At 41.8% G+C, this 12382-nt stretch carries 12 protein-coding genes; 8 read left to right on the top strand and 4 right to left on the bottom strand.

Features of this window, described 5'->3' with window-relative positions:
• The first annotated feature begins 216 nt into the window (after nucleotides 1–216).
• On the top strand, nucleotides 217–1218 hold the full coding sequence (locus CLV57_RS18540; protein WP_211290036.1) for a hypothetical protein: 1002 nt from the start codon (nucleotides 217–219) through the stop codon (nucleotides 1216–1218).
• Between the two features lie 82 nt (nucleotides 1219–1300).
• Here CLV57_RS18540 and CLV57_RS08170 read toward each other — a convergent pair whose 3' ends face one another.
• The 4 genes from CLV57_RS08170 to CLV57_RS08155 all read right to left on the bottom strand — a co-directional run bounded on the left by CLV57_RS08170 (nucleotide 1301) and on the right by CLV57_RS08155 (nucleotide 6138).
• Entirely contained in the window at nucleotides 1301–1885 is a 585-nt protein-coding gene (locus CLV57_RS08170) for an LOG family protein (RefSeq protein ID WP_100340817.1), read from the bottom strand.
• A 104-nt stretch (nucleotides 1886–1989) separates the two neighbouring features.
• Entirely contained in the window at nucleotides 1990–3459 is a 1470-nt protein-coding gene (gene guaB, locus CLV57_RS08165; protein ID WP_100340816.1) for an IMP dehydrogenase, read from the bottom strand.
• 152 nt (nucleotides 3460–3611) lie between these two features.
• Nucleotides 3612–4901, bottom strand: coding sequence for a M16 family metallopeptidase (locus CLV57_RS08160; protein ID WP_245856902.1), 1290 nt, complete (start codon nucleotides 4899–4901; stop codon nucleotides 3612–3614).
• Nucleotides 4894–6138 (bottom strand): M16 family metallopeptidase, encoded by a 1245-nt coding sequence (locus CLV57_RS08155; protein ID WP_100340815.1) that lies wholly within the window; start codon nucleotides 6136–6138, stop codon nucleotides 4894–4896. The genes CLV57_RS08160 and CLV57_RS08155 overlap by 8 nt, the downstream gene beginning before the upstream one ends.
• Nucleotides 6139–6246: 108 nt before the next feature.
• Between CLV57_RS08155 and CLV57_RS08150 the strand changes: the two genes are divergently transcribed.
• The 7 genes from CLV57_RS08150 to CLV57_RS08120 all read left to right on the top strand — a co-directional run bounded on the left by CLV57_RS08150 (nucleotide 6247) and on the right by CLV57_RS08120 (nucleotide 12369).
• Nucleotides 6247–6810 carry a hypothetical protein gene (locus tag CLV57_RS08150; protein ID WP_100340814.1) on the top strand — a complete coding sequence of 188 codons (564 nt, stop codon included), beginning with the start codon at nucleotides 6247–6249 and terminating at the stop codon, nucleotides 6808–6810.
• A gap of 61 nt (nucleotides 6811–6871) precedes the next feature.
• Nucleotides 6872–7612: an AAA family ATPase gene (locus CLV57_RS08145; RefSeq protein ID WP_100340813.1), complete on the top strand. Its 741-nt coding sequence runs from the start codon at nucleotides 6872–6874 to the stop codon at nucleotides 7610–7612.
• Nucleotides 7613–7723: 111 nt separating this feature from the next.
• Nucleotides 7724–9187 (top strand): PQQ-binding-like beta-propeller repeat protein, encoded by a 1464-nt coding sequence (locus CLV57_RS08140; protein ID WP_100340812.1) that lies wholly within the window; start codon nucleotides 7724–7726, stop codon nucleotides 9185–9187.
• Between the two features lie 352 nt (nucleotides 9188–9539).
• Entirely contained in the window at nucleotides 9540–10880 is a 1341-nt protein-coding gene (locus CLV57_RS08135; RefSeq protein ID WP_100340811.1) for a hypothetical protein, read from the top strand.
• Nucleotides 10859–11275, top strand: coding sequence for a T6SS effector amidase Tae4 family protein (locus tag CLV57_RS08130; RefSeq protein WP_100340810.1), 417 nt, complete (start codon nucleotides 10859–10861; stop codon nucleotides 11273–11275). Before CLV57_RS08135 ends, CLV57_RS08130 begins: the two co-directional genes overlap by 22 nt.
• A gap of 5 nt (nucleotides 11276–11280) precedes the next feature.
• Nucleotides 11281–11757 (top strand): hypothetical protein, encoded by a 477-nt coding sequence (locus tag CLV57_RS08125; RefSeq protein WP_157799103.1) that lies wholly within the window; start codon nucleotides 11281–11283, stop codon nucleotides 11755–11757.
• Nucleotides 11758–11889: 132 nt separating this feature from the next.
• Nucleotides 11890–12369: a hypothetical protein gene (locus CLV57_RS08120; RefSeq protein WP_157799102.1), complete on the top strand. Its 480-nt coding sequence runs from the start codon at nucleotides 11890–11892 to the stop codon at nucleotides 12367–12369.
• Nucleotides 12370–12382: the final 13 nt, after the last annotated feature.

Raw genomic sequence — 12382 nt, 5'->3', positions numbered from 1 at the left:
GTTGCAAATAATTTTTGAAAGTATTTTACATCAGCTTTATGCTTAGGCATTTACATTTTTTAACACTGCTCTCTAAACCTTTTTTCCAGAAAATGGTCTGAGTTTTTAAACTATTATAAAGCGGTATGCTACATTTTCATTACAAACAAACACTGTAAAGTATATAAATGTAACTTCACTATATAAAACAGGCTCACCAGGCCCAACCTAAATGATATGAAAAAATCAGCATATTTACTTTTGTTTGCAATTACAGGCAGCTTAACAGCCTCTGCGCAAGATAAGCTTAAAGAAGTTCAGGAAACCAGCATATGGGCATCAACTAACAAAGTTGATGGCAAGCTTACCGAACTCAACAACACTTTTCAAGCTTATAACAAAACCCTTAAGGTTTTTTACTCCTTGAGTAATGACAGTAAAGCAGTTTATTTACAGCTTAAATCATCAGATCCTACAACCATTGCCAAAATACAGGCAGGTGGCATTACATTCGCTTTAAACACCGCTAACAAGAAGAAGGAAGAGGACGCATTCTCGGTTACGTATCCGGTTATAGCCAGGCAACAGCGTGGCCAACGCGGACCGGGAGGTTTTGGCGGACCTGGAGGGGGAGCAGGCGGCGCTCGTGGCGGTGCAGGCGGTATGGGAGGCTTTGGCGCTTTGATAGCGGGCGACTCCGCTGAGGTAAAAGAAGCGCAACAAAAATTTGTGGCGGCAGGCAAGGAAATTAAGGTTGACGGGTTTAAAGATATCAGCGATTCGCTTATTTCCGTTTACAACGAATATGGCATTAAAGCAGCTATGAATTTTGAAGCCGATGGCAGCTTTACATATGAGGTTGCCGTACCTTTTAAACAATTAGGCTTAAATGCAGCAGATGGTAAAGAAGTTGCCTACAATTTAAAACTGAATGGCCTGCAAATGGGTGGCCGTAATGGCGGTCCGGGTGGATTTGGCGGCCCTGGTGGTGGTGGCAATGATGTTGCTATTGGCGGCTTCGGTGGCGGAGGCGGAGGCGCTCGCGGGGGTGCAGGCGGTGGCGGCTTTGGCGGCGGTGGCGGTGGTGCCCGCGGTGGCGGTGGCCGCGGAGGTTTCGGTGGTGGTGGCGGCGGTGCCAGACCAGCAGGCAATAATCGTCCGGGGGCTAACATCAACTTTGCTGAATTAGCCAGCGCAACGGATTTTTGGGGTAAATACAAATTAGCTAAACAACAATAATTTAGCAATATATAACAGCAAAAGCAGCCTCCTGGGCTGCTTTTGCTGTTTATAAACTACTTATTTTTGATTTTCTCAAATTCTAAGTGAGGTTGCTATCTTTAAACCAAACTTCATCAGGCTTTATATCGATGCTATTCATCATGCTGATGAGTTCGATCGGGTCGGTCGAAGAAAGTACCAGATCACGGTTAGCCTGCTTTAAAAAGCGTTGCTCTACCATCAGGTCCATCTGCTTTAATAATAGGTCGTAAAAGCCGTTTATATTCAATATACCAACAGGGTTGTTATGCAACCCCAATTGCAACCAGGTAAGTACCTCAAAAAACTCCTCCAGCGTACCAAAGCCACCCGGCAGCATGATGATGCCGTTAGCCAGATTATTCATTACCTGTTTACGCTGGTGCATATTCTCAACTATCCGCAATTCGGTTAAGCCGGTATGGCCAACTTCCTTATCCATTAAAAACTGAGGGATAACACCTATAACTTTTCCGCCGCGTTTTAACACAGCATCAGCCAGTATACCCATAACACCTACCCTGCCGCCACCATATATCAGGGTTATATTTTGACTCACAATGGTTTGGGCGAGCAGTTCAACCGCATCCTGTAATACAGGATCACCGTTAAAATTGGCACCGCAGAAAATGGCTATACTTTGCATTAGAGATTAGTTGATTAGTGATTGTAGATTTGTTTAAGTAGAGACCAGTGCCTAAGATTTATTAGCGCTGAGCCAACTAATCTCTAATCACCAATCTCTAATTACTATCTTGTATAATTCGGTGCTTCTTTAGTAATAGTAATATCGTGCGGGTGCGATTCGCGAATACCTGAAGCGGTTATACGTACAAAACGGGCTTGCTGTAAAGCTTCAATATTTTTTGCACCGCAGTAGCCCATGCTGGCGCGTAAACCACCTACAAACTGATAAACTACCTCAGCTAACGTCCCCTTGTACGGCACGCGGCCAACTATACCTTCAGGAACCAGCTTTTTAATATCATCTTCAACATCCTGGAAATAGCGGTCTTTTGAACCTTGCTCCATGGCTTCTATAGAACCCATACCGCGGTATGATTTAAAACGACGGCCTTCGTAAATAATACTTTCGCCCGGTGATTCTTCAACTCCTGCAAATAATGAGCCTGCCATAATGGTGCCGGCACCCGCTGCAATAGCCTTCGCAATATCGCCCGTGTGTTTAATACCACCATCGGCAATAACAGGTACGCCGGTGCCTTTCAAAGCTTCTGCGCACTCGTAAACAGCATATAACTGCGGAACACCCACACCAGCAATAATACGGGTAGTACAAATAGAACCCGGACCAATACCCACTTTAACAGCATCTGCCCCGGCATCAGCCAGATCTTTAGCTGCCTGCCCGGTTGCTACGTTACCAGCTATAACCTGTAGATCAGGATAGGCAGCCTTAACTTCTTTTAATTTATCAATTACGCCTTTTGAGTGACCGTGGGCAGTATCAATGGCTATAACATCCACACCGGCTTTCACCAGGGCATCTACCCTTTCCATTGTATCTGCAGTAACACCAACTGCAGCACCCACACGTAAGCGGCCCAGCTCGTCTTTACATGCGTTAGGGAAATTTTTAAATTTCTGTATGTCTTTAAAAGTAATTAAACCTATAAGTACGCCCTTATCATCGACAACAGGCAGTTTTTCAATCTTGTAGTTCTGTAATATCTCTTCGGCTTGTGTAAGGGTAGTACCTTTTGGAGCAGTGATCAGGTTTTCACTTGTCATCACCTCACGCACCGGTCTGTCCATTTGCTTCTGGAAACGCAGATCGCGGTTGGTAACAATCCCTTTTAGTTTGTGCGAATCATCAATAACAGGTATACCACCAATTTTGTACTCCTTCATGATCTTGAATGCATCTGATACCAGCGCGTTCTCATTAAGCGTAACAGGGTCCTGTATCATGCCACTTTCTGAGCGTTTCACTTTACGCACTTCATCGGCCTGGCGCTGTATGCTCATATTTTTATGCAGCATACCTAAACCGCCTGCCTGCGCTATAGCGATAGCCATTTGTGCTTCGGTAACGGTATCCATAGCGGCAGATACCAAAGGAATGTTCAGCCTGATCTTTCTAGTTAAAAAAGAGCTGGTGTCAACATCACGCGGCAAAACTTCTGAATAAGCCGGGAGTAGTAAAACGTCGTCGTAAGTTAACCCTTCGGCGACAAATTTGGAGTTGTAGGACTGCATAGCAAACAATGATTTTGGAGATATTATTTGCCGGGCAAAGGTAATAATTATTTCGGATTTACGAATTGGGATTTCGGATTTTCTTTTTATTTACGTTTTTGTGGCAATTATACGCTATAATGAAAATCCGAAATCGAAAATCCGAAATCAGCTCAATACTTTCCTACTATCACTTTATAAAACTCATCAAAGTTCCAGTATTGGTTGGCTAATTGTTGTAACTGCTCAGCGGTAACGGTTTTTACGGCTTCAGCATATCTGTCGTAATACTCATACCCGACCCCTGAGAAATAAATATTCTTAAACTTATCAGAATGCGAGAACACATTTTCCAGACTACCTAAAAGCGAACCCAACATAAAATTTTGCACCAGGGAGATCTCTTCTTGCGGGACAGGTTCTGTTTTTAACAGGTTTATCTCTTTTTCAATCTCTTTAACAGCATCCCGGCACACATCAGCACCCACCTCGGTAGCAATAAAAAAGGCAGCGCCATGTTTTAATGAGCTGATGCCCGACCCAATGCCATAAGTATAACCTTTATCTTCGCGAATGTTAGCCATTAGCCTTGACCCAAAGTAACCACCTAAAACAGTGTTTAAAACCTGCATGTAAGGAAAATCAGGATGGTCGCGCTGAATGAACGGTAAGCCAATGCGGATCGCAGATTGCAAAGCTTCCGGTTTTTCAACAAAGTAAAATTTTTCTGCCGACGGCGAAACTGCCGGTTGTGTTATAACTGCAGCTTCGGCATTGCCCTGCCAATCGCTGCCAAACATACTTGTAAGTTGCGCTAAAGTAACCTCATCAATTTTACCCGCAACAATCAGGGTACAATTGGTTGGCTGGTACATTTGCCTGAAATGACCTAAAAGATCATCTCTGCGCAGTTCGCTATAGGTTTCAGGCTCCGCGTTTACGCCATACAAGGTATCGCCATAAACAGCCTTATTAAAAGTGCGACGGGCTACCACATCGTTCTTTTTCAAGCTAACCTGTAGCTTTTGCTGCTGGTTACGGATGTAGGTATCCAGTTCTTTTTCAGGAAAGATAGAATCTGTTAATACCTCCTTAACTATTGGCAGTACTTTATTTAAATGCTTGTTAAGGCTATGCAAAGTAACCTGCGAATGGTCAAAGCCATACTCCGTTGAAAAGAACGCACCGTAAAAGTCTACCCTATCGGCAATTTCTGCTGCTGTGAGCGTGCTTGTACCATCGGTAAGCATGGTATTTACGGCCATATTTAGCAGCGGCTTAGCAGCATCAAAGCGCAGATTTCCAAAAATCCACTCAATGCGCACCAGTTCCTGGTCGCCGGAGTTAAAGCAAAATAGGTTACAGCCATTAGGCAATACCGTATGCCCGGGCTTTATCAGGTGGATATTTTCAATTGCCCTAAAGTCTGGAGCTACGCTCCTATTTAATATGTCGTTATTCATTGGTATCAGCGTAATATATTAAGGTAGACGAATTATCCTTTCTGAACAATTTAATAGCCTGCTCTTTAATTTGCTCAGCCGTTACCGCTAAAAACTTATCCGTTTCGCTGTTAAGGTCGTCGGCATTGCTCAACAGTTCAAAATAAGCCAGATTCATGGCCTTATCCAGCAATGACATTTCTGAGAACGCCATGGTAGACTCAATTTTATTCTTTACCTTATCTAATTCCTCAGCCGGCACTTCAGCAGTTTTCAACTTTTCAACTTCTTCCCATATCGCAGCCTCGGCTTCTTCAATAGTTACACCTGTAAGCGGCTTGCCCTCTAACACAAACATGCCTTTATCTAAGCTCCCGGTAAGAAAAGCGTGTACCTCGCTAAACAGCTGCTTCTCTTTAACCAAAGCCTTATACAAACGCGATGATTTACCACGCGACAGGATATCAGATATCAACTCAACCGCATGAAAGGCCGGGTCTCTGCGGCCGGGCATTTGCAAAGCAATGTAGATATCATTCAGCGGTACTTTAGCGGTGATACTGTCACGGCGCTCGTCGTGTTGCTCGGGCTCCTGTGGCAGGTTACGGTGGTACTTCTCCCCCGCCGGTATCGGCCCGAACCATTTTTCAACCAACTGCTTTACATCTTCGGTTTTAATATTACCACCCACTACCATTATGGCATTTTGCGGATTGTAATGCTTTTTGAAGAAGCTTTTTACATCCTCCATGCTGGCTTCGGCAATGTGCTCAATGTTTTTGCCTATGGTATCCCAACGGTAAGAATGTTCTTTGTAAACCATGGGGCGCAAACGCAGCCATATATCCCCATAAGGCTGATTAAGGTAGCGTTGTTTAAACTCCTCTATCACCACATTGCGCTGAACTTCCAAACTTTTTTCGCTAAATGCCAGGCTCAGCATCCTGTCGCTTTCCAGCCAAAAGGCGGTTTCAATATTGGCAGCTGGCAGGGTTATATAATAGTTGGTTATATCGTTACTGGTGAAGGCATTATTTTCGCCGCCTACACGCTGCAAGGGCTCATCATAGCTGGGTATATTAACAGAGCCACCAAACATCAAATGTTCAAAAAGGTGGGCAAAGCCTGTGCGGTTGGGGTCCTCATCGCGCGAGCCAACATCATATAAAATGTTAACCACCGCCATGGGTGTAGTATTATCTTCGTGTACAATAACGCGTAGGCCATTGTTTAATGTAAATCGGTTGAACTTAACCATGTATAAGTGTAATTATAAATGTAGCAGATGGCAAATGTATAATTTTAGATTATTGTCGCCTTGCGTTTTAAAGTATATTTTGGCATTTGATTACCCATACAGCTATAAATGGACCAAACCGAGCTAATAAAGCAAATAAGCGCCACCATGGGTAAAGTAAAAGTACTTGCCCTCACCAAAATATTGGAAGAGGCTAACTTTAACCTGCCAGACTTGATAGCTGTAACTTTTAATAACGATAAAGACATAGCCTTTAGGGCCTCATGGTTGTTAGAAAACCTCTTTTTACAACAGCCGGACAAATATGTTGATCAGTTAGGGTTATTACTAACGTCCATCCCTAAAGTGAAATACCCCGGACCGCAACGACATTACGCTAAAATACTGATGCACCTAACCGCATCATCCGCGCCTGCTGCCATTAAGCAAGAGGTAGCGCAATTTGATATGGAACCTGTTATAGAACAACTGTTCGATTGGATGATTGACCCCAAGGTTAAGATAGCGGTGAAAGTTTTTGCCGCAGAAGCCTTGTTTAATTTGAGCGGCCGCTACCCCTGGCTGAAAGAAGAACTGGTGCAACAGTTGCATTTTTTAATGCGCAATGGTTCCGCTGCCATACAGGTTGCGGGCAAAAGGCTTTTGAAACAGATAGCCAGGCCCAATGCCTGATGTAGTTTATAGCTACGCCAAAATAACGCATCAATTTATGTAAATTGCGTAAAAGTTTATCATGCCTTTCTTATCAAAAATATCGTTACCCGCCTTACAGAGCGGATATCTGCAAAACATCCCCAGTTTAAACGGAGGCCTTCAGCTTAGCTTAAAAACCAATGTTACTTTTTTTGTAGGCGAAAACGGTTCAGGTAAGTCAACCTTGCTGGAAGGCATTGCTGAACAATGCGGTTTTAACCTGCGTGGCGGTAACAAAAATCACAATTTAAATACCGGCTGGCGCTTTAACGGATATGAATCTGCATTGGCACAGGTTATGCAGCTTTCATGGACGCCGAAACGGATAACCGAAGGTTTTTTTATGCGGGCCGAGAGCTTTTTCAATTTTGCATCATACATTGATGAGCTGGCAGCAGATGACCCAAGAAATGCCCAACGTCTTTTAAATGCCTATGGCGGCAGGTCATTGCATGAACAATCGCATGGCGAATCATTCCTGGCCTTGTTCAGCAACCAGTTTGAAGCCGGTATTTATTTACTGGACGAGCCCGAAGCCGCGCTATCGCCTGCGCGGATACTGGCTTTCATGACCATCATCAATGAACTGGATAAAGGCGGACGGGCCCAGTTTATAATAGCTACCCACTCCCCTATGTTAATTTGCTATCCCGGAGCAACCATCTATCAATTTGGAGATAACGGAATACACGAAACTACTTACGAAGACACAGAACATTTTTATTTAACGAAGGGGTTTTTAAATAATCCGGAGGCTTATTTGCGGCATTTGACCAGCTAAGAACAAGACTCCGCCCCAAAATTCCGCATCATTACGGTTGGTATCAATTATTTTTAAGAGACACCTTATGTTTTACCTTTTATATTTACTTTAGTTGTCTAATTTTTTTAAATGAAATATTTTTCCGTACTGCTACTTATTGTGGCTGTGGGCTTTGCCGGCTGTAATTTTGGTCAGCTGGATAGTTGGAGCCGTGCTTTTTATATGACCGAAACCAATTCTTCGCCGAGGGCAATAGATCTAAACAAAGATGGAGTTCCGGATATAGTTTTGGGCGCAGGGAGCAAAGAGTTTTCGCCCACAGATGCAGCAGTATTGGCTTTAAATGGCGCTAATGGCGATTTACTTTGGAAAGTTGCCGGGCGAAATCAAATGGTGGGTTCACCAATATTTCAGGATATAACCGGTGATGGTGTGCCGGATGTATTCATTGGAGGCAGGTCTGCTCAGTTTCTGGCAATTAACGGCTCAAACGGGCATGTGCTTTGGGAACACAGAAAAGCAGATGCTTCATGGGTAAGCCACCAGGATACTACCATGCTGAATTTTTTTAATCCTCAATTTATACCCGATCAAAATGGTGATGGAGTAGAAGATATCCTTACAGCTTTTGGCGGTTACGTATATGCCCTGCCCAACGAATTTCAACGACCAGCGGGAATGCTTATGGTGATTGATGCCAAGAGTGGCAAGGTTTTAAAAAAATCAAACGTTCCGGATGGAAAAGAAACTTACATGTCTCCGGTGGTTTATAATTTTGGCAAAGGGCCAACCATTATTTTCGGAACAGGCGGAGAGACCATACAAGGATCATTGTATGCGTTGCCTCTTTCTGATTTCATGACTTCGGGAACAGCAAAGAGCCAAAAAATCTATACCATGCAAAGCAAAGGCTTTATAGCCCCACCTGTAATTACAGATGTTACAAGTGATGGTTTAGCCGATATTGTAGTTAGCTCAATGGATGGGCATATCATGTCATTCAATGGCAAAAATTTTTCAATGATCTGGTCTAAAGCAATTCATCCCGACGCTGAAACACAATCTATGCCGTCGCCTGTTTATTTCGACAATGATAAGGTACCCGATTTTTTTAACACCTATAACTTAGGCAAATGGCCGGCTAACCAAACTGCTATTCACGTAATTGTGTCGGGAGTTAATGGTCGGGAACTTTTTCGCGACACTTTGGGCAAACTCAATTTCGCATCTGCTGTGCAGGTAGATTATAATGACGATTCGCACCTTGATCTGATCATACCTGAAAATACCGAAAGTATGGAAGGGAATTTTCCGAAGAACAAAACCCAGCTCATGGGGTATGATGGCAAAACAGGGGCTAAAACTCCATTAGATTCCCTGTATACGGGCATGATTCTTGGCTCAACCCCACTCATTACTGACCTTGATGCAGACGGTAAGGCAGACGTTATTTATACTTACCAAACACAACGCAATGAAATTTTTGGTTACAACTACTTGGTTATAAAGCGTATGGAATTAGATACCAAAATAGGCCATAATACCTGGGGCGGCTATATGGGTACAAACTATAAAAGTGTTTTCAAACCATAGTAGCTGATAAGTATATTCAATAAACCCACCGGTCGGAGTTTAACAACTTCGACCTAAACCCACCTACTGGTCGAAGTTTCCAACTTCGTTCTAAAATACGGCAAGCATTCTGCTTGCTCAACAGGGTTTACACAATAGCACCAATTTTTGCAATCCGTAATAGCGCAGGAACAAAATTACTGACAATTATTACGTTAAGCTGAAAGCTTAATACATTTTAGGACGAAGCTGTTAAACTTCGACCAGTAGTGGGGATCCTAAAACAATAAAAAATTAAAATCTCTTGTAAATTTAATTTTTGTATATTAGTTGCAAACAACTATAGTTGTTTACTAAACCACCTAATATCACAATGCAAAAAACCATTTACTCCATTTTTCTGGTAACGTTGTTTATTTTTTCGTGCAAAAAAGATATCAACTCACCCATATTCCCTACTCATCAAGCCTCGAATCCTGACGATGTGAAGACCATAACACGGTCGGGTATTAGCTATGCGGAAGTTAATGCTTGGTTCGCTAAAAACCCGGCCGGCCGTTACCTTGTGCCAGACTGGAGCAAAGCTCAACATACGCTAATAGGAAATGTTGCCGTGGTGAAGATGCCCATTCAATTAATTGGCACAAATGATCAGCTGAAGATTAATAGTAATGAACAAGCAGCGGGCTTAAAAACAATGGCGACAGCAACCTTTAATGCTGCCCGCCCTGTTATGCTTTACTTATTCAAAGATAAAAAAGCTAAAACCGACACCATACGCCCAATACTATTGAATTTTGTACCGGATAACATTGTTGCCGAAAATGGTGAAAATAATATTTGGACTGGTAAATTGTTTGAGTGGGATTTACAATCGGACATTATACCCTACCAGGTGCTCAAAAAGAGTTATGTAAGTACCAAAAGCGCTATCAGTTTAAGTGAAACGCTCAGCACGTCTAATTCTAAGAACTCATCTAACTTACAAGTAAATAACCTTATTAGAATTATATGGGACTCGTTAAAATGGTTTGTTGAAACCATTGGACATGCATTGGGCGTACCCGGCGATTATGGAAACTTTAGCGATATTTATGGTTGGTGCGACTTTTTAGGTGGAATATTCTGTGGTGGTGGTGGATCAAGTAGCGGTGGTGGCGGAGGCGGTTCATCTTACAGCATTATTTATTCAAGTTTTATACCCGGTTATGAAGGTTATGATACAGTAAACTCAGGCTGGAGCCAATACCCTGATGGTGACCCGTGTTTAGGTTTAAGCAGCACAACAAATTTAAAGGTTAACCAGGAAGAAGGCGGATGCCCTGTAACTTTAGGTCCGGTTAATGCTTTTGCAGATTATTATGAATTATTGGCCAACCAAAAGGCATGGCTAAAACAACATGTTGAAGTGTATAGTACGTTAAACATTTATATAGATGGAGAAGGTTTGTCATTTGAAGATGCGCAAGACTTTGTTAATTTTTCAGTAGTATATTTAATGGGCCATCCCAACGTTCCGTTAAGCCGATTTATCAATCAATTTGCAACACCTAACGAAGGGAAGGACGGTGAGAATGACTACGAAGAAAATTACTGGAACAATCCTAACTTAAACATACAGCCACAAGCGCTTCCGTCTTTTCAAAATTTCAGCGATAATTACCCTAGGCTGCCAGCTGATAAAGTTTACGAATTGATTGGTGGAGTAATTTAGATAATCGCAATGCAAATCCGAACGATTACAAAAATGCATGTGCTTTGAGAGTAAGCAGAGCGCTAAACTATTCGGGGATAATAATACCAGATCTTCCCGGGAAGACTTTGAAAGGTGCAGATGGAAAAAATTATTTTCTTGGTGCTAAAAACCTGAATGAGTGGATGAAAAAAACCTTCGGACCACCTACACATCACTTAACGCAAACACAGGGTGGTGCACATGGTGTAAATTTTGCCGGGTTACTTTCAGGAAAGAAAGGGATATACTCTATGGTGTCTAATAAGCAATCTTGGGGTTCTGGACACGCAGATATAATAGATAATAGCACCTGTGCAACTGGTTGTCACTTTGATGGGCCAGTTAGTTTTATAGATATATGGGTTTTACAGTAAAAAATATGAAAAAATTAACTTTATTAATGTTGTGTACAACACTTTTAAGTTGCAGTAGTACGCAAAAAATTAAAAAGGGACTTACAGAAAATGACATTTATGTAGATAGAAATTTCGAAAAAAAAGAATTTTTATCAATGTTTAAAACGAGTGTTTTTGTTAAATCTATGCAATATGCCTTTAATAATTCGCCAGAAATAAAAAAGTTATTGAGGGAAGACATGAGTGTAGCAACGTTTGGTGAGTCGATAGATTTTGATGATGTAAATGCAGCTGCGACTATAATTGTCGCGAAAATAAAACGCGATTCAGCTCTTAACATTGAACGCTTACCTGAAGACGTGGCCGGAAAAAAGGTTTTTAAAAACTGCTTAGACTTTTACAACAGCAAACAGTTAAATGATATAGCGAAAAAACTTTACAAGGAAAAATATAGTAAGCCCGACGTGATGCATATCACTCCTGATTCGTTAAGCAAGTAAGCAAAAGATGAAAACTATTCAGCAATTGTTTTTTTAACCCTTGTCTTTAGAGCGCAACATGACACATGTAACCGGTTGCCATTTTGATGGACCAGTTCTTTTTATTGATGTACGGGTTTTAGAATAAGAAATATGAAAAGAATAGTTTTATTAACGTTTTGTACCATGCTTTTAAGTTGCAGTAGTACGCAAAAAATTAAAAAGGGACTTGCGGAAAGTGATATTTATGTTGATGATAATCGCATTGAAAAAAAATATTTTTTCCCGATGTTTAAGATGGCTGTTTTCTTGCAATCGATTCAGTTTGCCTACAACGACTCTCCTGAAATAAGAAAACTTTTAAGTGAGGATAAAAGTGCAACATCAGCAGCCGAAGTATTCGATTGGGTGGATATTAAATCAACTGCAGATATTATTGTAGCGAAAATAAAACGCGATTCAGCTCTTAACATTGAACGCTTACCTGAAGACGTGGCCGGAAAAAAGGTTTTTAAAAACTGCTTAGACTTTTACAACAGCAAACAATTAAATGATATAGCAAAAAAACTTTATAAGGAAAAATATAGTAAGCCCTATGTGATGCACATCACTCCTGATTCGTTAAGCAAGTAAGCAAAATATCAAG

It is taken from the genome of Mucilaginibacter auburnensis (assembly GCF_002797815.1).
In the GTDB taxonomy this organism is placed as follows: domain Bacteria; phylum Bacteroidota; class Bacteroidia; order Sphingobacteriales; family Sphingobacteriaceae; genus Mucilaginibacter; species Mucilaginibacter auburnensis.
This window is presented reverse-complemented; position numbering and strand designations above follow the sequence as displayed.

What these genes read in the sequence shown, in the direction of transcription:
- CLV57_RS08170 (WP_100340817.1), bottom strand. Translation starts at nt 1,885, where the DNA reads ATGCAAAGTATAGCCATTTTCTGCGGTGCCAATTTTAACGGTGATCCT.
- CLV57_RS18540 (WP_211290036.1), top strand. Translation starts at nt 217, where the DNA reads ATGAAAAAATCAGCATATTTACTTTTGTTTGCAATTACAGGCAGCTTA.
- CLV57_RS08150 (WP_100340814.1), top strand. Translation starts at nt 6,247, where the DNA reads ATGGACCAAACCGAGCTAATAAAGCAAATAAGCGCCACCATGGGTAAA.
- CLV57_RS08125 (WP_157799103.1), top strand. Translation starts at nt 11,281, where the DNA reads ATGAAAAAATTAACTTTATTAATGTTGTGTACAACACTTTTAAGTTGC.
- CLV57_RS08145 (WP_100340813.1), top strand. Translation starts at nt 6,872, where the DNA reads ATGCCTTTCTTATCAAAAATATCGTTACCCGCCTTACAGAGCGGATAT.
- CLV57_RS08160 (WP_245856902.1), bottom strand. Translation starts at nt 4,901, where the DNA reads ATGAATAACGACATATTAAATAGGAGCGTAGCTCCAGACTTTAGGGCA.
- CLV57_RS08135 (WP_100340811.1), top strand. Translation starts at nt 9,540, where the DNA reads ATGCAAAAAACCATTTACTCCATTTTTCTGGTAACGTTGTTTATTTTT.
- CLV57_RS08120 (WP_157799102.1), top strand. Translation starts at nt 11,890, where the DNA reads ATGAAAAGAATAGTTTTATTAACGTTTTGTACCATGCTTTTAAGTTGC.
- guaB (WP_100340816.1), bottom strand. Translation starts at nt 3,459, where the DNA reads ATGCAGTCCTACAACTCCAAATTTGTCGCCGAAGGGTTAACTTACGAC.
- CLV57_RS08155 (WP_100340815.1), bottom strand. Translation starts at nt 6,138, where the DNA reads ATGGTTAAGTTCAACCGATTTACATTAAACAATGGCCTACGCGTTATT.
- CLV57_RS08140 (WP_100340812.1), top strand. Translation starts at nt 7,724, where the DNA reads ATGAAATATTTTTCCGTACTGCTACTTATTGTGGCTGTGGGCTTTGCC.